The sequence below is a fragment of the Candidatus Enterococcus wittei genome, assembly GCF_002140175.1.
In the GTDB taxonomy this organism is placed as follows: domain Bacteria; phylum Bacillota; class Bacilli; order Lactobacillales; family Enterococcaceae; genus Enterococcus_B; species Enterococcus_B wittei.
The window spans coordinates 270,787-292,839 of sequence record NZ_NGMO01000003.1; the positions used below are offsets into that span (position 1 = coordinate 270,787).

Consider the following 22,053-nt stretch of genomic DNA (forward strand, 5'->3'; position numbering starts at 1 on the left):
TGAAATTTGATTATTTAATTATAGAATAACAATAAACAGATAACTTAAAAATGATCTTTGACATCGTTTTCTTTCTTGCCGTTAAAGTATAGGAAGGAGTTTTAAAATGACAAAAACACAAGACCTATCCACTTTAATCCACGCTTCACTTCAAATTAGTGAGATCAATTTTAATAATATGCGAACAGAGATGCTAAAAACTACTGAAGGTCCCCTCATCCTGTTGAAATACAACAATGGAACACTAACTGAAGGTCCTTACTCTATGCTCGAAGCTCCCCCTTCTGATTCATTGATTGTTCAACGCGCTATAGTAGACATCCTAAACCAAATCGACTTAGAGAGCCTATGTATGAATTTAGAAAGTTCCGCTTCCCTCATTGACATTTCGTATAATGCATGTAACGGGATTTACGAAGGAGATGCCCATAAAAATTTATATAAACTTCGAGTCGATATTTACAATGCCGTTGCAGACTCTACTTCCTTAGCCAATCAGTTTAAAATCGCATCTAGTGCAGTCGTTGGAAATTTACTAAATGTGTATGAACAACTTTCATCAGTTGATCTATTAGATATTGATGATATGAAATATTATCTTAATCAAGTTAAAAAAGTAGCGAAAGGAATGTCTGGATCAGCTTTAAAGCTAGCAGAACGCTTTGAAGAACTAAAAACAAAAACATTCAAAGAAGGGGAAAATATTGTTCTAGTGGGGAGTGAGAACCAAAAAAAATATCAGCTCCGGATGAAACAATTAGCAGATTATAAGGCACAATTGGATGCTTATTACGTCTCTAAGTCGGAACTTGAAAAACAAATCAAAGAAGCACAAACACTTTATGCAAAATATGACCAAGAAGCCCGTGAGTTAAATGATAAAGCAAATACACTGGAAATTGTCGGCGCAGTTATCGGTGGCTTAGGGACAATTGCAGGAAGTGTTGGTACTGCTATCTCTGGTTATTATGGTTCAAAAACACCTAAGATCAATATCAATACACAAGCCCCAGAGTCCCCTGCCCAACCTAAAGAAAAAGAACCTACTCCATCATCACCAGATGTTACCGCACGAGAAACACGTCTAGGCACAAACAAAGCTGAACTAGAACTCCTAACGACTCGATTAAATAACTATCCTTCACGTATTGAAACCTATGAAAAAGAAAAGCTAGAAGACAAAAGAAGTAAGGAAGAGATTGATAACGATATCCAAAAACTAAAAGATGAACAAGAAACTGATACACAACGTAAAAAAACACTAGAAAATGAGATTTCTTCTGATGAAAGTTATTTAAAAGCAAAGCTGGCGACTGAACTTGGTCTATCCGTCGGCGAAGCATCAAAAGAGTTAGAAGAACGGATGGCAACAATCGGAAACAATGCAAGAAGCGCTGCCGCAGCCAAAGATCTGTTAGCACAAGAAATGCTACGCTTGAATTTCGACTTAAATTCTAAAAATACAGAAAATCTGGCAAGGATTGCTGAATTCACACGGAAAATAAAAAATGCCAATATCGATATCATTGATACTGAAGTAGTACTAAATTCCCTGCAATTAGCTGTCACATGCTTATCCACAGTAGGTTCAACACTTACCACCGTTGCAATTTTTTGGAAGTCCATTGAAAAAGCGTGCGATAACCTTTCTAACGATGATGCTTTAGCCATATTAGAACGACAATTAGATACTAAAGCAGATAACCTCCCCACTCTAGTCAAGTATGCCACGACAAATGTCCAATTCAATCGCCATTGGTTTGTGATGGGCAGTAAATGGCAAGCACTTTATCTTGTATTTGATGCCTATCTTTCTTCTAGCAACCAAGCAAAAGCAACCCTTGATATTTCCTTTCAACGTGCAGAAGATGATCCTCGCTCCCATTGGAAATTAGCCCAACAGATGGCGAAAGAAATAGAAGAAAAATTACAAGTCACTCTTCGCTCTTCCCAAAGCAAAGATGCAGACTTCAAAAAAAGAGTGGAACTAGCTCAACAGGAAAAAGAAAAAATGCTACTGGAATTTGTAGAGGTTGGTGAATGATATGAGAACCACACAGTTTTTAGAACAACTTAAAAGCTTGAACCAACTGACCAATGTATTTACAAAAACTCCTGATCACCCAAAGGCACAATCGGTTATTCCAGGTTACTCTCTTTCTAGCTTAAATGAAGTTCCACTAAAACAAGCTACTTGGAATACCGTTACATTGCTTCTAGATCAAGCGATAACTTCATGTACAGCCCTTATAACGGCACATGAAAGAGTAAAATTGAAACTTGAATCATATGGTGAACTGACAGCCTCAAAAAAATCAGAAGAAACTGCACAACTAGAAAAGAACAAAAAAAAGATTTTAGAATTACAAGGAATATTAGCTGCGGTAACAGAAGAAATTTCATATCATGAATCTCAGCAAGCTAAAAGTCAAAGTACATTAGCGTGGCTTCGGACACGTAGTAACGAAATTGATCGACGAGTAAACAGTTGTAACCACCTCATTCCATTTTACGGGATTGCCTATGCTGTTGAAACAAATAAAATGATTGACGACTACAATCGTAAAAGAAATGATTGGCTCATCTTAAATGAGAGCGTGAATAAAACAAGTTCAAAGTATTATCAGAACTTGGATAAACAACGAAGTATCCTTTCAGAAATGGCCCATTTAACTGCAAAAAATCTTGATCTTCAAGGAAGGAGTGTCGATATCAATGAACTTTTAACGATCGTCAACCATTTAATCGTGATGTTCCAAAATTTTTTAATCGAGATTCAGCAGATCAAATATCAACTAGATTATCATTCTGCCAAAACAGCGGAAAAACTAAATGAACTTGTTGACAAATCTTATCAAGAAATCAGTCAAGCCCAACAAATTTTAACCGCAAAAATAAATGAGTACCGTAAAAAACTCCCCGTAGAACTATTAACTGAACTCAAAACAATAGAATAAAAATAAACAAATAAATAAGGAGGAAGTTACCATGCCAATCAAATCTAGAATATACAATGCACACCTTCAAAATTTAGCAAATGCAGGCTCAATTAGAGCTCGCAAAGGACATCCAGCACATGATGATAAGGATGTGCCAAATGATTATGGACAGTCCTTAATTGATGAGGCACAAGCAGATGAAAGAGATATGCTTAAAGCAGGCAAAGTTAAAGAAGCAGCTATATTGCATGAAGCGATTCAGAAAGCAAAAGCGGATTTTCGTTTTGTATGATTCCTCTACTTCCACTATTTAGAGACTCACTACACTTTTTTTAATATTTAAATAAATACATGTAACAAAAAAATTATTTTATTCCAAATAGAAGAGGCTGGGACAGAAGTCGTTAACTCCGAGAAATAAGAAGGAATTCACGAAAATTGCTTTTCAAATTTTTGTGAATTCCAGCTTATTATCGAAGGAGTTGCTTCTGATTCCGCCGTTTATACGTATTTAGAGCGTGAAACAAGAGTAAATAAATACTTTTGTCCCACGCTCTTCTACCAATAAGTAGATTCTTAACGTTCTTTTTTGCCCAGTATTCATTGATGGCATTTTTTAGGCAAGAGAACTGCTATTTTCTCTTACTCGATTCTCTTCGAACTCTCCATGAAAAGAAGCAAGTCCTCCAGTTCAATCGAAAAATGCCCCACCATGCAATTCATTTGAAAGTTGTTGTAACTGAAAATCGATTTGCTTCAATGAAACAGGTAAGATACGTGTTTTATCTGAATCAAATCCCGAGAGATACTTTGAAACATCACAAAGTACTAAGCGAGTTGCACTAAATAAGCATTCATCAGGTAATTCATTTAAGAAATGATAAATACCAGAATTGATCTTTATTGCTCCACTCAAATAAATATCAAGCTTTTCTCTATAAAACAATTGTTTCGTCACGTTCTCCGTCACAATAAAAATCTCGGATATCGTATTTTCTGTTCGATCGCTGAGGGTTAGAAAACTTTCTTTAATAAACTTCCTTACTAAATTAGCGTTCCATCGAATCTTCAAACCATTTTTCCTTTTCCAATCATTTAAAATCTTCCAGGTCTCTTGATAGAGTCCTTCTTCTTCCTTTGTTAATAAATAGATTTTTTCAGGAAGAAAAACTTGGCCATCTGCCCAAAACGTACGAATAAATTGCAAAAAGGACTTTTTGAAGAGAAAATCATTTGGATCTATCCCATGTAGTCGATCAGCGATCATTGTAAACAACTCATTATAATAAGTATCATTATTTAGAAAACCCTCAAACACTGTAATAAAATCTTTATTTAATAATTCCATATTTGAATTAGTATAATTGCGCGTGTTAAACAAATAAAAAAGATAATAAACATCATCTTCTTGAAAATCTAGAGAGCTTTTTTGTTCTTGTAATCCTCGGCAAATCAATTGGAACAAAGGTTTCGCTCGTGCTTCATTTTTATCCTTTTCACTGAAAGAAATAGGAATGTCGTTCCTCCCAATAGCAATTTCGATTCCACGAAAGATCAAGAATCGTTCATCCTGTAAATATCTTCGTTTGAAAAAATGAGTTTCAACATAATCAATCAATGCATCACATGATTCCTTGATTTCTTTATTTCTACTTACATATCCTTCCCAATTCGTATAACGAACTAAAGCAAGTAAAATATTTCTTGAATCAAATTCTGAAATTATAATTTCTTTGTCTTTTAGATAACCATTTTCCTTGAAAAAATCCAAAACTGTTTTTTTAATACTGTATACTTTGCTCAATGAAATGTATTCCAAATCCGAAAGTTCTGTACTCGTAAATCTACCTTCAAAATAATAGCTCAAAAACTTTAATAAGTAAGATTGTCCGTATAAAAATTGAGTTAATTCAGAAAGCATGATGCCTTTTTTGAAATGGATATGATAGATATGTTTTTCTTTCCAGTGTTCTTCTATACAATATTCCAGTGATTCAACCATACTTTTCAAATCACTCATAATCGTCGGTAGGGTTACTCCTAGCAAATAAGCAGTTTGTTCCATATCGATTTTTCGATATTCAAATAACTGTTCACACAAGTATATCTTTCTAAAGATATTGTGTTCAATATACCTTTCCAACATCTTACAACCTCCTACATAACTCCCCCTATTATTTAAGCATATATAAAAAAAACATGCTATTTATTTTGCTAAAAGTAATCGATTCCAAAACTAACAAAATAAAAAAACAGGAATAAAAAAATTAAATAACTCTTTATTCCTGTTTATTCTTCTATTTCGATAACGATTTAGTGATCATTCAAAAATATCCGCATGTAATTCTTTCACTACATCTGTCAATAATTGGATACCCGCTGCACTATTACCATAAGGATCCAATGCAGGGCTAAAAACACCCATCCCATAGCGATTTGGCACAGCCGCCATCAAGCCGCCCCCTACACCACTTTTAGCTGGTACTCCCACATGGACAGAAAATTCTCCTGATTCATCATATAATCCTGCAGTGGTCATAATCGATTTGACGATCGTAGCACTTTCTTCAGAGATAATTTGTTGTTGATTCCATGGTGCTACCCCTTTATTTGCTAATACAGCGGCTAATTTTGCAATCCCTACAGCTGTCACATTTACAGAACATTGTTTGAAGTACACATCTAATATTTCTGGAACATCTCCTTCGATCATTTGATTGCCTTTCATATAATAAGCAAGAGAACGATTGATATCTCCTGTTCTTGATTCTGAATGGTAAATCTCTTCATTTAAAGTAATCTCGGGATCATCACAAATTTCCTTCATAAATGAAAGAATGCGGTCAAATTTATCCTCTGCATTTTCCCCAGCGATTAAAGAAGTCGTTGCAATAGCGCCAGCATTGACGAATGGATTCATCGGATGTTTTCGATGATTGATCGTCATATTCATAATCGAGTTGAACGCAAAACCGGTAGGCTCTGTGTTGATTGTTTGAAATACTCGTTCTAGACCGTTATCTTTGATCGCCAAAAGCAAGACCGGTACTTTCGACATACTTTCAATAGCAAATCGGACATTCGAATCGCCTGCTTCAATCATCCGATCATTTTTCAAATCATAAATGGCCATTCCTAGTTGTTTCGGATCAACTTTTGCTAAAGCAGGAATGTAATTTGCCACTTGTCCTGTTTGATAATAATGAAAATTTTTCCCGATCAATTGTTTTAATTCTTCTACGTCCATTTGAATAACCAGCTTTCATTTTTATTTTTTTGCATGTTGGAATTTATGACGGCATGCATAAATCGTAAATGGAATCACTAATACAACAAGATAAGAAACTACCAGAATGATTTCATAAATACCATGTTGGTTAGATGCAATACTTGCAGGAGGAACAAATGAAATACAAAAGGCAAAAACCGAAGTCAACAGACCAAGACAGGCAATAATTGTTTTGGCGACCTTTCCTCCTGGCACTTGATAAGCTCTTTCAAGAGTTTCATCTTTATAAACCAATTTTAAGTAACCGATGAAAAACATGAAATACAACATCAGATAAATCACAACAGTCAGTGACATCGCTGCTAGAAAAGATAAATTGTTGCCTCCACCGCTTAGTGTGAAAACACTAGCCCAAATCGTTGCTACGATACCATTAGCAATCATTAAATGTGCTGGTACACCATGTGCATTTTCCTTTGCAAAATACTCAGGTAATAATCCTTCTTCCGCTGCGACATGCAGTGCTTTTGAAGGGGAAGTCACCCAAGAAGCAATTTCACCGATCACACCTAAGCAAACCAGTATAGCTAATATTTTCGTGATCCATGCAAGTTGTGGATCAATATGACGCAATAAAAACTCTAATGATTGGATTACTCCTGTATTAAGAGATAACCCATTTTGTGGAACTGTTGTCGCCACCGTCAATCCGCCAAATGTATCTAGAATAATTGCCAAAACAACTAAAACAAACATCGCTAATGGATAATCTTTTTTAGGGTTTTCCATCTCATTTGCATGGCTAGCAGAAGTTTCAACTCCCATGTAAGCTAAGATGAATGAGACAAACACCACTAATGTTGGTAGTTTTGAAAAATCAGGAATGAATGTTTTCATTGACAACGTAGTTTGTAATGGTGCGCCTGAAGCGATATATTTAATACCTAAACCAAATAAAACCAAAGCAGGAAGTAAGATCCCTGCAACAAAACCAATACGCGCAATTAGGGAAGTATACTTAGTTCCTTTTAATTGTGAAATTAAAATTGCCCAAAAAATAATCAGTAAAACAGCTAATTTAATGAACTTGTTATTTTGGATTGCTTGAATTCCAGTTGCATAGGATAAAGCACCGGTCAAGAAATACAACATAGTCAAATAACCAACCGTGATCTCAAACCATTGAAAAAAGATTGCAGCAAATCCAAATCGTTTCCCAAGAGTACGACTTACCCATGTATAAACGCCACCTTTTTCCCAACCTTTTACCGTAGCCATTTCTGCCGCGCATAAGGCTACTGGAATAAACCATAGCAAACCACCTAGTAATAAGAAAAAGACTAAACTAAAACCAGAAGTTGCAAATGTAGGGTATTCATATAATGAAACCACCATCGAAATTGTCATTGCTAAAAAGCCAAAAAATGTTAATTTTTTTACAGGATTTTTTGCTTTACTTTGTTCCATGAAAGCTCCTCTTCTCTTTTTTATTTCCCACTAAAAAAAGTAAAATCTAAACCTTTTTCTTGTTCTACTTTTGTAGTAGTAATCGTTGTAAAATGCATACTTACTTTTAAAATGAGAGTAGTTAGCACATAAGCATACGTAGCAACGATAATAACACCTAGCACTTGGACACCTAATAATAGCCAACTGCTTGGATCAAGTAAATTACCACTAGCAAATAAGCCAATGAGAATCGTTCCAGTAAATCCGCCGATACCGTGAACTCCCCAAACGTCTAATGCATCATCCCATTGTTTTTTCTTACGATAGTTCACAGCTGTATAACAAACAATACTTGCAATGATCCCAATAAATAGAGCATCTTTAGGTGCTACATATCCGGCACAAGGAGTAATCGTCGCTAGCCCAGCCACAGACCCAGTTAATACATCTACAAAGTCAAAGCCATGGCCCTTCACTTTTGCGATGATCAACCAAGTGATCATTGCAAAGGCAAGTGCGATAAAAGTAGAACCAAAAGCATTTGCTGCTTGATAATCCGCACGAAAAGCACCACCTGAGTTAAAGCCAAACCAGCCAAACCAAAGTAACCCTGTCCCAATTGCTGTAGCCATAAGATTGCTGTGTTGATTACGTTGTGCCTCTGGAATCTTTCTTTGGCCTAAAGTAAGAATGCAGGCTAATGAACCGAATCCTGCGGTTGTGTGGATCACTGTCCCTCCAGCAAAGTCACGAAAGCCAAGTTGGGATAAGAAACCACCTCCCCAGATCCAATGACAGACTGGAAAATAAATCAAAAGATTCCAAAAGATCACAAGTAAAACATATCCTTTTAAATTCAACCTACCTGCAAAAGCACCGGTCATTAACGGAACGGTAATGACAATAAACATCAACTGATAGAAGAAGAATAATAAAAAAGGGATCGTAGCTCCATGAAGTAAGTTAGGAACAGAAGTCACTTGTCGCATCATGAAAAAGTCTAGTGGATTACCAATCACTCCACCAATGTCACTTCCAAAAGCAAATCCAAATCCACCAAAGAGCCACATGATCGTAGTAATGCCAACTGCTATAAAGGATTGTGCCATAATGGTTAGAATATTGTTTTTCCGAGCAAGACCGCCATAGAAAAATGCAAGTCCAGGTGTCATCAGACAAACCATTGCTGTACATAAGATCATGAAGGCTGTATCCCCTGTATTGATTGAAAAGTTATTCATTTTTCTCACCTCTTTTCTACATTGGTGAGTATAGAACAAGAAGTTGATGTTATTTCTTCTACTTTTTTCTGTTTCAAACGCAAAAAAGCATAAAACAAAAAAAGATTTCAGTGGATGTATTGATACATCAACTGAAATCTTTCAAAAATCCAATAATAGATGATTCATATGTGCCTTATATATCCTCTTATCTGCTTTTCCTAGCCAAATAAATTGATAAATAGATAGATATTCTACCTCTTTGTTTTCGTAAATTTTCTTTATTTTTTTAACAATTAAAACAATTACTGGAAATTTCCCGAAATTTTTCAATTATTGTTGATTCTTTTTTGCATATGATCATACAAATGTCCACTGATCTGTCGCTTTCCAACCACTTCAAATCCATGACGTTCATATAATTTTTTTGCTTTCGGATTCATTTCATCTACACTCAATCCAATAATCTCGCGATTTGATTTTTTGGCTAGTTTAGGTAAAGCTGAAATGAGCGCAGAACCAATTCCTTGCCCTCTAAATTCTTTAGAAACAGAAATCGAATCCAAGTACCATTCATTGGGAAATGTTTCATGATCAAGGAACAATTTTTCCTCAACATTGATCCCATTTTTTTTCAGGATTGCTTTTAATGGTTCATCAATCACTGACTCTTCTTCATCCGTATATCCAAAAGCCACACCAGCAATTTTGCCTTCTCGTTCCTCCACAAGTCCACGTGAATAACTATATCTATAATTTGGATCAGTGATAGCTTCTTTTAAGATTACAAGTGTTTTTTCTTCTCCATACTTTAAAAGGAATGGTAATTCCATATCCTTTAAAATAACCATGATCAACGGTGCAATTTCTGCTGCATCTTTTTTTTGTGCAAAACGAATCATTCTATTCATCCCCTTTTTACCATTTTAACATACTAAAAAGGGAGGACAAAATCGTCATTTTAAATAATCTTCGATTTTTTGTGTCACAAAATAGCCATGAGAAATGACTTTCTTTACTTCTGATCGGCAATACGGACAAACGATTGGCATTTCTTTCTTTACATGTTGTACGATATTATTGACTTCTTCATAAGTGAATTTTTTGCCACAGTTAGGACAGATCATTTTTTGCATAATTTCTCAACTTCCTTTCTTACTTGTCATCTTTAGATTACTCTCATCACCAAAAAAAGAGAAGTGAAATCACTTCTCTTTCAAGCATTTATTTGTATTTTTTGTGAGTAATCTGCATCCAGGATCTGTACTTCATAAATCAATTGACCATTTTTTTCTGTGATCTCCCATTGTTTCGCTTTACTATGTGCTTTCCCAGTTTTAGCTATGGCCTCTTTCATGGCTATTTGTGGATTTTTTATTTTTTTTATCGTATCTACATTAAAACTTTTTCTCGTTTTATTTTGTTTTCCTGAAGCTACTTTAGTCGTTTTTCCAGACACTGGATTGATCGCAACAACCTGTTTAGGGGAATAAATAATATATTCATAAGCTGTATTGGTCAGTTGTTTGCTTTTGGCTGGGATCGCAAATTCAATATGTGTGATCTGGTGTTCTTGGTATTCTTCTTCAAAAATATCCACTGCTTTTTTTAGCGATACATGGTATTCTTGTCCACTGATATCATCATAAGAAAACGTAGCATCGAGTAGTCCGAAAGAAGCCGCTACTCCGATCACACAAGCAATTAATCCACCATATATAATTTTCTTCATTTCCTATTTCTCCCGTTTTTTTCTAGCATAACAAGAATCAATTTAGGAAAAAATCGAATGACAGGAAGAAAAGGTGACAAATTTGTTATCTTTATTCATGTAATTCTAAAGGTAAACCATCTGGATCAAAGAAAAATGTCATTTTTTCTCCAGTAAATGTGTCTATGCGGATTGGTTCTGATGCAATTCCTTTCTCCTTCAGCTCAGCCACCACAGCTTCAATATTTTCTACTTTAAAGGCAAGATGTCTTAACCCACATGCTTCTGGATAACTTGGTCTTTTAGGTGCATTCTTGATGCCAAAAATCTCAAGTTCTGCATTTCCCAATCGCAAATCTAATTTGTAGTCTCCACGATCTTCTCGATAATTTTCTCGAATCACTTCAAATCCTAATTTGTCTACATAAAAAGCACGAGATGTTTCATAATCAGAAACAATGATCGCTACATGATGAATCGTTGACAGATCCATAATCTCACATCCATTTTTTTATTTTCTTCATTTTACCAATTTATCCTATTTTAGCCTATTTTTTTCATTGAAATGAAAAAACTCTACATCTGTAACAATAAAAACAGCTACAGAGAAATCTTCACAGTCAGATTACTACCAAAAAAATAATTAAAAATTATAATAACACACATTATTTTAAAATGTAAGACTAGATTTTTATTTTGAAAAGAATACAATAAGTTGTGTTGCAATAACTAAGAACATACTATATTTAGTGGTTAAAGGAGTTTTTATACATGAGATCTTATTTTCGTTTTTTAGCACATCAACTCAAAGGTTGGCCTCAACAAAATTATTATCTATTTTATTTCAGCTTAGGATGCCAAGTGATCACCCTTGTTAATAATCCGATCACCTGGTTGTCCCTCATCACCTTTATTGGTACAACACTAGGTGTATTATGTATTCTTTCCATCAATGCCGCAAAATCGGTCAATGGCCTTCTGGGAATCCTCTCAGCACTTTGCTTTATCATCGTTGGTTTCTCTGCTAAAAATTATCTAAGTATTGGCGAGCAAATTGCCTACATGGTCACACTCGATATCCCAGTACTTTTAAGTAAAGAATGGAACCATAATATGGCTTCAAAAATCCGAGCATTTACAGGAAAAAGCTGGGTAATCGCAATCAATGGTACAATTCTAGTTTATATGATTTCAGGATACTTGATTGGCACCTACACAGATGACCCACGCCCATGGATCGATGCGATTGCATTTTCAATCAGTTTATCCGCAGGCATTATCAGCTTCTTACGTTATAACAATCAATATTATTGGTGGCTCGCTTCCGGACTTGCCCAAATGGTTCTATGGTACGTTTCCTATACCCATGGTTCTGCAAGTCTAGCAATGTTCGTCAACAGTTCCGTCTACTTATTAAACGATATCTTAGCCTTCACAATCTCCCCTTGGTATAACAAAAACGAACGTAAACGCATGCAAAGCATGGAAGAAGAATATTATCAAAGGTCATGAGAGAAGGGTTCTGATCTGAGCAATAAGAAAAAAAATCGAAAAATAGCTTCCCATATTTTACGATTTTTAGGCTTAGTGCCGAGGATCAGCTTCTCGAATACCGTTTATCTAGGTCATGAAAGAAGCGTTTTGACTTATGTCCAAAGTGTAGATTCTTGAATACCGCTTATCTAGGTCATGAAAAAGCCGTTCAGCACTGAGTATTAAGACGGAACTTGGGAAAATAGCTCCTCATATTTTTTTAAGTTTCGGCTTAATATCGAAAGATCTGGCTTTTGAATACCGTTTATCAAAGGTCATGAAAGAAGCGTTTTGCACGGAGCAGTAAAGAAAAAAGTTAAGACAACAGCACTCTGATTTGAGTAGTTAGTTCCAAGTGGGAAAATCGTTGCTACAGTACTTTGATTGAAGGAATAAACCATAACGAAAAAAGTCAAAGAATCATAAAAAACAAAGAGGCTGTTTTCTGATTCTTTGACTTTTTCTCTATTATCAGACACGTGGTCTGTTTTCGATCTTTCTATCTATAGTCGGTTTCTTAATGCGTAGTTCCTGCATTTCCAGAAATATCTTCTTTGTTTTCAATCGCTGCTTCTACCGCATAAGTAAGGGAGGCAGCAATATCATCAAGTGACATAGCTGGTGTTCCAACTGGGCGATCGATGACTTGGTCTGGTGAAAATGGTACATGGATAAAGCCACCACGGATCGTTGGAAATTCCGTCTCGATCAGATGAAGCAAACGATACATGATATCATTGCAGACAAATGTTCCAGCTGTATAAGAAATATAAGCAGGCAAGCCATGTTCTTGCACATTTTTCGTCATGGCTTTGATTGGTAAAGAAGTAAAGTAAGCCGCTGGTCCTTCTGGTTCCAACGCTGTATCAAATGGTTGATTTCCTTCGTTATCTTCGATTCTTGCCTCAGCTAAGTTGATAGCTACACGTTCAAAAGAAACAGCAGAGCGACCACCCGCTTGTCCAACACAAATAACGATTTCAGGTTGGTGTTCTTGGATTGCTTCTTTCACTACTTGGCTACTTTTACCAAAAACTGTTGGAACTTCTACTTTAATAATCTCTGCACCAGCAATTTTTTCCGGCATTTTTTTGACTGCTTCATAGGCAGGATTTACTTTATCTCCACCAAATGGATCAAAACCAGTTACAAGTACTTTCATCTTCTATTCCTCCATTATTGAAGAATGTGTTCCTTCCGATCATTGAAAGAATTATCCGTAAAATCAATTCTTTTTGTTTAAAAACACACCCTGTATTTTTTACGTACTCTTTCTTTATCCTTACATCATAACAAAAAACAATCTATAACTAAACGAATCCGCAAGCAAAAAAAGAAACGGGTCACTCTTCTACAACGAGAAAAGTCGTTTTTTTCTTCAAAGACTATTTAAAAAGGATCATATAGGCAATTTGGAACACAAGCATGAATATAGCGACAAATAATTGATTCTTAATTACGCCATATTTATCCTTCATTTCCAACATAGCAACTGGAACGATGTTAAAGTTAGCTGCCATCGGTGTCAATAAGGTCCCACAGAAACCACAAGTTAAAGCTACCATGCCGACTAAGGCTGGATTTGCGCCATAGCTAAAGACAAAAGGCGCACCGATGCCTACCGTCATCACAGTGATTGCAGCAAATGCATTTCCCATGATCACAGTAAACAAGACCATTCCTAAAGCATAGATGATAATCCCAATGTTCACATTTCCTTCTGGTACGATTGTTCCAACAGCATTAGAGATGACTGTTCCAACGCCTGCACTTGTGAAGACCGCACCTAATGAAGCTAAAAGCATCGGTAACATACTTAAAGGTCCAACTGTACCTAACATTTCTGCCGCATCATCTAAGAAAGTGGTTGGGTGATTGTCTCTTGAAAAGAACATCAAGATCAACATCGCTACAAATACACCAACGCCAACTCCGACTAAAGCTCCTAAGTCAGTGAACAAAGCAAACAAGATAGCAAACACACCAATACTCAACGCAGGAATAAAAATCTTCAAACCTAGTTTATCGGACATTTTTTCCATGTATTCTTTTGCAGGTAGGCGACTTTCACCCTTGCTGACTTTTTTAGCAATCGCTGGAATAGTCATCGCAAAAATCAACAGACCATTCGCCATTGGCGGCAACCATCTCCCTCCGGCAATCACGATTCCTAATACTGTCCAGAAAAAAGCAGAACCATATCGATGAGGATTACTTTTGTCATTGATATTACGAAGACCAGTATAAACTAACACTAATCCCATAATGATATATAGTATTTCTAATAACTTTTCACCTAGTAGAATCTCAGGATTTGTAAAAAAGTCCATCTTATTTCTCCTTTCCTGAATAGTACTTCTTCGCTAATTTCTTTTCTTTTAAATAGAAGTAAACACTTGCTACAACTAGCGCTGTTAAAGCTACAGGTATTTGGACTAAGGCTAATTGACCTAAAGTTACTTCATAACCTAGATCTTTTAATGTTGACTGAACAAGCAAGGCACCGGCTCCACCAACGAATAATACTTGACCAAAGAACCAACAAATATTTTCCATCGCAGAAGACATTCCTTTTAATTCTTCTTCATGATCAGGATTGATTTCCAATCCTTTTGACTCAACCGTTCCTAGCGCCATTGGCATGATAATTGGACGAACAAATCCAGCTACTCCTCCAAAACTAACATTAAATGCAGCAAAGATCATTCGGAAAACCCCGTAAATATCAATAATCATCCCTGCGGACACTTTTTTGAAGCGTTTGATCAAGGAAGCAGCAGATTCCTTCAGACCATTTCGTTCCAATGTCCCAGTTGCTAACATGATTATGATGAATATGGCCATTCCACGATTATTCACGAAGCTTGTTCCTAAAGTCTCTAACATGCCATTTATTCCAAGTCCGCCAGTTAAAGCAGTAACAACCAGCGCAACCATTACGATCAAAATTGAATCCAGCTTAAAAGCAAAGCCGAGAATAACAATTAATACGCCTAAAAGACTAAGATAATTCTCCATATAGTATCCCCCTAAAAATTACATGATATTTTCTAATTATAAAATAAAATTGACTAAAAATACAGATAATTTTTGCAAAAAATGCAATTTTTTTAAAATTCTGTCAAATTAAAAAAAACATAAAAATGAGACTGGAAACAAGTATTTCCCCAGTCTCAACAATAATAATATTTATTTTTTTTGCAAGAGCACTTATACTAACGTGGTTCTTTATAAATGTAACACCCCTGTGACGAATAAGACAGAAGCCGTAACTCCAACTAATGAAATAACAATCAATAAGATTTTATCTAACTGCAAATGGGGAATAGGTTCATGTTGTTCTTTTCTTGCTTTTAGATAGAAGAGAATACCTGGTAAGAATAACACCAATACTAACATCACTTCATTAAAAGCCACCACCAACATCGCCCATACTTGAAACGCACTAGCTAAAAAACCTACACTAAACTGGACCCATTCTTTTCTTTGGAAAGACAATTTCATTTGATATAATCCTAGAAACAACCATGTAAAAAATATCGCAGCCGTTCCCAGTGTATAAGCAAAGTTATAGGCACTATCTGTAAATAATAAGGAAAGTAAAAAGGCATTGGTACAAAGGGTCGTTAACACGATGGCATACGTAGGCGCACCTTTTTTGTTAACTTTTCCCCAACGTTTTGGCAATAACCCATCATCTGCCATATTTCGCATCGTTTCAATCGGTAAGATCGTCCATGATAACCAGACACCAACTAATGAAACAATCAGCCCTCCATTGATCAAGACAGCCCCCCATTTACCGACCATCATTTCAAACACATAGCCCATTGCTGGTTGTGTTTTGATGGTTTGTAACTCGTGCATTGACATCGTTCCATAAGGTAGCATCGACACCAAAACATACACAATGATTAAACCAAAGATTCCTAGAATCGTGGCTTTTCCTACATCAGATTTTTTCTTTGCCCGAGACCCTACGACAGAAGCTCCTTCAATCCCAACAAAAACCCAAAGCATCACCATGACACAGCTTAATACTTGACTAGAAAATGGGATAGATTGCCCATTTGCCGATAAAATGATGTCACTAGAAAAATTATTGATAAACTGTTGGATAGAAAATGTACTAATTGCTACAACAATAAACAAGAACAAGGGAACGAGTTTACAAACAGTGACAATCGCATTGACATAACTGGCATTTTCAACCCCGCGATTCACCAACCAAGCATAGCCCCATAAGAAAATCGTACTCACAATAACAGATATGACATTTTGTCCCCCATCAAATATAGGGAAAAAATAGCCAAGAGCACTCATTAACAAGGTCGCAAAAGCTACATTGCCAAGCCAACAAGTCAGCCAGTAGCCCCAGCCACTGATAAACCCTGCAAACCGTCCAAAACCTGCTTCCGCATAACTAAATATGCCCCCTTTTAAATCTGGACGTTTCTTATTGATATTATTGATCGATAACGAAAGCATCATCATTGATGTACCTACGAGAAGCCAACTAAAAAGTGCTGGACCTCCAGCCGATCCTGAGAGGTCGGTCATGATGCCGAATACGCCACCTCCAATCGCTGATCCGATAACTAAAGCTGCTAACGGAATTAATCCAATACCTTTTTTCTGTTGCTCTGTGTCCATGTAAGCATCCTCCAAAATAAACCGCTTTATGCAAAGTATAGCAAATATCGATTTGTTTTTCTTTTTTCATGAAAATTCTAATTGAAATCTAATTGTACCCATTTTTCTCTAATTATACAAGAAAAGTGAATACTCCTTTTCTCCAACCTATTTCCCCACAAACTCGGAAAAATGCTATACTAAATAAGAATGATTGGAGGAATAACTATGAATATCCTATATATATCTATTTCGGGAAATACTCGTGGTTTTGCAAAAAAAATAGCGGATTATGCGCAAGCACAACATGAAAGTAATCCCGACTTCCCTTGTATCACGCTAAAAGAAATTCACGAAAATAGTGATTTTGAAAAAGAAACACAACCTTTCTTCACTTTTGTCCCTACTTATTTAGAAGGAGGTAATGGTGTAGACAACGGTGATAAGGAAATTTTGACTGAAACAATGCGTGAATACTTAGAATATGAAAACAACTATGCGCAATGTCTTGGGGTTATCGGTAGTGGGAATAAAAATTTCAACCATCAATATTGTTTGACTGCCAAGCAGTATGCCCAACAATTCGGGTTCCCTTTTTTAGAAGATTATGAATTAAGAGGAAACCCATCTGATGTCGAAAGAATCTATCAGAAATTAGTAGAAACCTATCAAAAATAACTGTAGAGTAAAGACCGAACAAACATTTAAAGAAAAATTCTTCAATCACTTTCCAACATTCATTTATGAGCATTCGTCCTTACTTTGAAATAACAAAATCATCACACAGTGGATGACTGTGCCCTTCTAAATGTGAATATGTGAATGAAGATTCTTTTTACTCGGCCATTCTTAGAAAATAAAGATGTAACAACTGTGTCAACTTTCTTTATATAGTAAAAATGTTGTAGTTATTTGTTACTATATTCTCTTTCAAATAAAAACATTACAAGTATACAAATGTTTTATTTACAAATCACAAAAAAGAGGTGCTAGTTTTATTTCTAGCACCTTTACACATCTAGATGTGTATAAGAGACAGATATGAATGAGCCAAGAATTTATTCGTCCTATAGCAGATAAATCGTTTTAAGATTATGTACAAGAGAATATCTCAAAATTAGTTAAAGTGAAAGTATCTTTAGCTACAATAAATCATCAAATGACAATTTTTGGTGTTTATTTTGTCATTTAACGAGAAAAGTTTGTACCATTTAAAAAGAAAAGTGAGACAAATAGATATTGTCAAAAAAATAAGCCGAAGGATCCGAAAATAGATATTCTATTTTCAAGATTCTCCTGCTTATTTTTTTCATCACTAAACATTACCAATTACTTTTTTTAACGAATCGACTCAACATCCATAACAACCGTTTTTGCTTTAGTTGCTCCTGTTTTAGTTAACACAAATTGACGAACATGTTCCATATTTGTTAATAAAACCATCATCGAAGTTTCTTTACCTGCGGCTTTAATAGCGGCTAAATCAACTTCTGCTAGTAGTGTATCTGGTGTAACTACTTGTCCTTCGGTAACTTTGACATCAAAAGGTGTACCTCCTAATTCCACTGTGTTGATTCCCATATGCACTAGCACTTCCAAACCATTAGGTGTAGTAATTCCAATGGCATGTTTTGTAGGGAACACAGAGCTGATTACACCACCAGTAGGAGCATAGATCTGACCATTTGAAGGTTCCACTAGATATCCTTCCCCCATCATTTTTTGAGCAAATACTGGATCTTTAGCTTGGTCAATCGCTAAGACAGTTCCATCTGCTACTGCAGTTAAACTGATTGCTTGTTCTTGGACCAACGCTGATTCTCCAGTCACTGCTTTTGTTGGCGTTTCTTCTGCTAATTCCTCTTTTACTAGTTGTTCTTTAGGGATACCAAAGAAGAAAGTAGCTGCGAATCCACCTACGTAAGCTGCTAATAATCCAAGTACATAGCCATACCATTTCCCATCTGAAATCAATGGGATTAATGCTACGCCAGAAGGTCCGATTGCAATTGCTCCGACATTTCCGATCATGCCAATAACTGCACCTCCAATACCACCACCAATACAAGCTGTGATAAATGGACGACCTAATGGTAAAGTTACACCATAAATCAGCGGTTCACCGATCCCTAAGATCCCTACCGGTAGAGCTCCTTTGATCATTTCAGTTAACTCTTTATCTTTTTTACAACGGATCCATAATGCTAATGCAGCCCCCACTTGTCCTGCACCAGCCATTGCCAAGATTGGCAATAACAAAGTACGTCCAGTTTCATCGATCATTTGTACATGAATCGGTGTCAAGATTTGGTGTAACCCAAACATCACCATAGGCAAGAACAATGTTCCTAAAACGAAACCAGCAAATGCACCACCGACACCTAATACCCAGTCGATTCCACCAACCATACCATCAGAGATAAATCCAGCTAACGGCATGATCAAGAAAATTTCGATCAATCCAATCGCAATCAATGAAAGTGTCGGAGTTACGATTATATCCACTGCATCTGGCACTACTTTATGCAATTTCTTTTCGACAATTGAAAGTAACCAAACAGCAAAGATAACACCCAAGATCCCACCTTGTCCAGCTGCTAAAGGTTCACCAGTGAACAAGTTAGTCAATGGCGCTTCAGGATTCATACCTGTAAGCATTACGACTGCCCCGATTACTCCACCTAAAGTTGGTGTTGCCCCAAAAACTTGGGCCGCATTGATCCCTGTATAAATCACTAAGTAACTAAACATTCCGTTTTTCAGAATATTCATAATATCAATGTATTGCTGCCAAGTATCTCCACTGATCGTCCCTGCTACCACAAGGTTCGTTAAAACAGCTGCGATCCCAGCCACAATCCCCGTTCCAACAAATGCTGGAATCATCGGTACGAAAATATTAGAAATATCTTTTAGAATCGATTTGATTTTTGACGGTTTTTGTTTCGATTTTTGCGCATTCTTCATTTCTTGTGCCCGTTCATTGACTTTATCTTTTCCAGATAAGCCCGAAGTTGCACTGGCTGAAGGTTTTCCAGGAATTTTTTCACCTAATTTTACTCCAGCTTGATCTACCATTTTTTGAGCTACTTTATTGACTTTTCCTGGTCCGATGATAACTTGGAGCTGTTCATCTTCTACTACACCTAACACCCCGGGTACCGCTTTCAATTTTGCTACATCAACTAGCGATTCATCAATAATCTTCATGCGTACACGGGTCATGCAATGAACAACGCTTTCCACGTTGTCCATTCCACCTGCGCCAGCATAGATTTGTTTTGCTAATTCAGCTAAGGACAATTCATTTTTTGCCATCTTCATTTCCCCCTTATAAAGTTCCCTTGACAAAACCATCCGCTGCAATCAATTTTTCTTGAGCGCTTTGTTTATCACTATTTGTTAAGATCATGACAATCGCTAATTTTACATTTTGCTCAGCTTCTTCAAAATATTTTTCTGCGGTTTCATAATCAACTTCTGTTGCCTGTATGATAATGCGTTTGGAACGTTCGATTAATTTTTTATTGGTTGGTTTGACGTCCACCATTAAATTATTGAACACTTTCCCGATCCCGATCATGCTGATCGTTGAGATCATGTTTAAAATCAATTTTTGTGCCGTTCCAGATTTCAAACGTGTAGAACCTGTCAGAAACTCTGGGCCAGCATCTACTTCGATTGGAAAATCAGCATGTTTACTGATTTCAGCTTCTTTATTACAAGCAATCGTCGCTGTCTTTGCGCCAATAGAACGTGCATAATCCAATCCACCGATCACATAAGGCGTACGCCCGCTAGCTGCGATCCCTACGACTAAATCATTTTCTGTCAAGTGGAGTTTGACCAAATCTTCTTTCCCAAGTTCCAGTGAATCTTCCGCTCCTTCGACTGCAATCGTCATTGCCTCTTCACCACCAGCAATCAGACCGATGACCATATCAGGCTCTACCCCAAAAGTCGGAACACATTCTGCTGCATCTAATACGCCTAAACGTCCACTTGTTCCTGCTCCCATGTAAATCAAACGACCATCTTTTTTAAATGAGTCGATCGCTGCTTCAATGACAGGTTCAATACTTGTTAATTCTTTAGCAACTGCTTCTGCGACTTTTTGATCTTCTTGGTTCATCAGCTGGACAGCTTGTGAAATACTCATCTCATCTAATCCAAATGTTTGCTGATTTCTACGTTCTGTTGTCAGATTATCTAAATTGATCATTATCTTCTCTTCCTTCTTTACATATAAATTTATAAGTAGTTCCCGCATGGATCTGTTGGATCAAAGGCAAATCTTGGGTGATGACTTGTGCCACACAATTGACCTTCTCATCTGCTGGTAAATCCACTTTCATTAATTGGATTTCCCCCATATAACGAAGGTACTTGTCATTATCCAGTGTGACCATGCCTCTTTTTCTTTCTTTTGTGTGTTTTTGGGTGATTGTTGGGATTTCTCTAAAGCGTGCATCTGCACTACGGATCACATCTCTTGCTTCATCTTGCCGGTTCGTATGCTCTCCTAATATATACTCGCCATACTGCGGATCGATCTTTTCGACATGAAGCAAAATCCCATCATTCTCTTGATAATACGCAAATTGCTCACGAACATCTGAAGAAATTCCTTCATCCCCGATATAAACAAGGTCTGTACCACAAGCCAACAACTCTAACGCAGCTGCCAATGGATGCAGATAACGATGACTCTCTAATGTCGGCAATCCCTGATACAAAGGTCCTCTTAGTTTTTCGTTGCCAGCTACAAAGCCTTGTACGGTAAAGCCTTGATCGGCCAGCCATTCATTTTTTTCCCGATACCACTCTTTATCCAACCCTGTTTCCGGTCGTGGATAATAATTATGCCAAGCTTCCATATTGGCAAAATCTGCTCCGGCTGATTTTAATTCTTTCACATCATCTTCAGTGATCGTACTGGCATTCAAACTGATTTTTAATTGGTGAGACCATTTAGCGATCCGTTCGTTGGAAATATGATAATCCATGCGCAGGCCTGTAACACCGATTTCTCGTAGCGGTTTCAAATCCTCTAAGGAAAAGCCCGCCAATGCTAATGCTTCACCGGAAATATCCACCATTAATTCTAAATGATTTTTTTTAGCTTCATTCCCTAGTTCTACCAACCGTTTCTTGTAAGCAGAACGATCATCTTCGGGAATATGCATGGAAGTAAATATACCAATAAATCCATGTTCTGCCATGAGACGAATCCTATTTTTTTTGTTTTCTGATAAATCTTCATTCATAAAAACTGAGAAACCAAACATTGTCATCCCTCACTTGTGTATCCGTATTCATTTATGAGTTGATTATATACCT

At 36.5% G+C, this 22,053-nt stretch carries 20 protein-coding genes; 5 read left to right on the forward strand and 15 right to left on the reverse strand.

Features of this window, described 5'->3' with window-relative positions:
- Positions 1–106: 106 nt before the first annotated feature.
- Genes A5844_RS09175 through A5844_RS09185 form a run of 3 tightly spaced genes read left to right on the forward strand, consistent with a single transcriptional unit; the run spans position 107 to position 3,231 of the window.
- Positions 107–2,044: a hypothetical protein gene (locus tag A5844_RS09175; RefSeq protein WP_086284884.1), complete on the forward strand. Its 1,938-nt coding sequence runs from the start codon at positions 107–109 to the stop codon at positions 2,042–2,044.
- Position 2,045: 1 nt separating this feature from the next.
- A complete protein-coding gene (locus tag A5844_RS09180; protein ID WP_086284885.1) occupies positions 2,046–2,957 on the forward strand; it encodes a hypothetical protein in 912 nt (303 codons plus the stop codon).
- A 31-nt stretch (positions 2,958–2,988) separates the two neighbouring features.
- A complete protein-coding gene (locus tag A5844_RS09185; RefSeq protein WP_086284886.1) occupies positions 2,989–3,231 on the forward strand; it encodes a hypothetical protein in 243 nt (80 codons plus the stop codon).
- 399 nt (positions 3,232–3,630) lie between these two features.
- Here the strand turns inward: A5844_RS09185 and A5844_RS09190 are convergent, their stop codons facing one another.
- The 8 genes from A5844_RS09190 to gloA2 form a co-directional block, all read right to left on the reverse strand.
- Positions 3,631–5,085, reverse strand: coding sequence for a hypothetical protein (locus A5844_RS09190; RefSeq protein WP_086284887.1), 1,455 nt, complete (start codon positions 5,083–5,085; stop codon positions 3,631–3,633).
- 174 nt (positions 5,086–5,259) lie between these two features.
- On the reverse strand, positions 5,260–6,186 hold the full coding sequence (gene glsA / locus A5844_RS09195) for a glutaminase A (protein ID WP_086284888.1): 927 nt from the start codon (positions 6,184–6,186) through the stop codon (positions 5,260–5,262).
- Positions 6,187–6,207: 21 nt separating this feature from the next.
- Positions 6,208–7,635, reverse strand: a complete 1,428-nt coding sequence (locus A5844_RS09200; RefSeq protein WP_086284889.1) for an amino acid permease — start codon at positions 7,633–7,635, stop codon at positions 6,208–6,210.
- Positions 7,636–7,655: 20 nt separating this feature from the next.
- Positions 7,656–8,858, reverse strand: a complete 1,203-nt coding sequence (locus A5844_RS09205; protein WP_086284890.1) for an ammonium transporter — start codon at positions 8,856–8,858, stop codon at positions 7,656–7,658.
- Between the two features lie 308 nt (positions 8,859–9,166).
- On the reverse strand, positions 9,167–9,739 hold the full coding sequence (locus A5844_RS09210; protein WP_086284891.1) for a GNAT family N-acetyltransferase: 573 nt from the start codon (positions 9,737–9,739) through the stop codon (positions 9,167–9,169).
- A 54-nt stretch (positions 9,740–9,793) separates the two neighbouring features.
- On the reverse strand, positions 9,794–9,973 hold the full coding sequence (locus A5844_RS09215; RefSeq protein WP_086284892.1) for a hypothetical protein: 180 nt from the start codon (positions 9,971–9,973) through the stop codon (positions 9,794–9,796).
- A gap of 80 nt (positions 9,974–10,053) precedes the next feature.
- The gene (locus A5844_RS09220) at positions 10,054–10,569 is read right to left on the reverse strand and encodes a hypothetical protein (protein ID WP_086284893.1); all 516 of its coding nucleotides are present in this window, start codon (positions 10,567–10,569) and stop codon (positions 10,054–10,056) included.
- Positions 10,570–10,660: 91 nt separating this feature from the next.
- Complete coding sequence (gloA2, locus tag A5844_RS09225) at positions 10,661–11,041, reverse strand: SMU1112c/YaeR family gloxylase I-like metalloprotein (RefSeq protein WP_086284894.1); 381 nt, start codon at positions 11,039–11,041, stop codon at positions 10,661–10,663.
- Between the two features lie 278 nt (positions 11,042–11,319).
- Here gloA2 and pnuC point away from each other — a divergent pair, with 278 nt between their 5' ends.
- Positions 11,320–12,060 carry a nicotinamide riboside transporter PnuC gene (gene pnuC / locus A5844_RS09230; protein WP_086284895.1) on the forward strand — a complete coding sequence of 247 codons (741 nt, stop codon included), beginning with the start codon at positions 11,320–11,322 and terminating at the stop codon, positions 12,058–12,060.
- Between the two features lie 538 nt (positions 12,061–12,598).
- Here the strand turns inward: pnuC and pcp are convergent.
- From pcp to A5844_RS09250, 4 genes are all read right to left on the reverse strand, one after another.
- A complete protein-coding gene (pcp, locus tag A5844_RS09235) occupies positions 12,599–13,243 on the reverse strand; it encodes a pyroglutamyl-peptidase I (RefSeq protein ID WP_086284896.1) in 645 nt (214 codons plus the stop codon).
- A gap of 223 nt (positions 13,244–13,466) precedes the next feature.
- Entirely contained in the window at positions 13,467–14,411 is a 945-nt protein-coding gene (locus tag A5844_RS09240) for a DUF979 domain-containing protein (RefSeq protein WP_086284897.1), read from the reverse strand.
- Position 14,412: 1 nt separating this feature from the next.
- Positions 14,413–15,099 carry a DUF969 domain-containing protein gene (locus A5844_RS09245; RefSeq protein WP_086284898.1) on the reverse strand — a complete coding sequence of 229 codons (687 nt, stop codon included), beginning with the start codon at positions 15,097–15,099 and terminating at the stop codon, positions 14,413–14,415.
- Between the two features lie 210 nt (positions 15,100–15,309).
- Entirely contained in the window at positions 15,310–16,734 is a 1,425-nt protein-coding gene (locus A5844_RS09250) for a basic amino acid/polyamine antiporter (protein WP_086284899.1), read from the reverse strand.
- A gap of 207 nt (positions 16,735–16,941) precedes the next feature.
- Here A5844_RS09250 and nrdI point away from each other — a divergent pair, with 207 nt between their 5' ends.
- The gene (gene nrdI / locus A5844_RS09255; RefSeq protein ID WP_086284900.1) at positions 16,942–17,391 is read left to right on the forward strand and encodes a class Ib ribonucleoside-diphosphate reductase assembly flavoprotein NrdI; all 450 of its coding nucleotides are present in this window, start codon (positions 16,942–16,944) and stop codon (positions 17,389–17,391) included.
- A 660-nt stretch (positions 17,392–18,051) separates the two neighbouring features.
- On the opposite strand, the gene A5844_RS09260 is transcribed toward nrdI, so the two are convergent.
- Genes A5844_RS09260 through A5844_RS09270 form a run of 3 tightly spaced genes read right to left on the reverse strand, consistent with a single transcriptional unit; the run spans position 18,052 to position 22,001 of the window.
- Positions 18,052–20,031 carry a glucose PTS transporter subunit IIA gene (locus tag A5844_RS09260; RefSeq protein WP_086284901.1) on the reverse strand — a complete coding sequence of 660 codons (1,980 nt, stop codon included), beginning with the start codon at positions 20,029–20,031 and terminating at the stop codon, positions 18,052–18,054.
- A gap of 13 nt (positions 20,032–20,044) precedes the next feature.
- The gene (gene murQ, locus A5844_RS09265; protein ID WP_086284902.1) at positions 20,045–20,935 is read right to left on the reverse strand and encodes an N-acetylmuramic acid 6-phosphate etherase; all 891 of its coding nucleotides are present in this window, start codon (positions 20,933–20,935) and stop codon (positions 20,045–20,047) included.
- Entirely contained in the window at positions 20,919–22,001 is a 1,083-nt protein-coding gene (locus A5844_RS09270; RefSeq protein ID WP_086284903.1) for a DUF871 domain-containing protein, read from the reverse strand. The genes murQ and A5844_RS09270 overlap by 17 nt, the downstream gene beginning before the upstream one ends.
- Positions 22,002–22,053 lie beyond the last annotated feature (52 nt).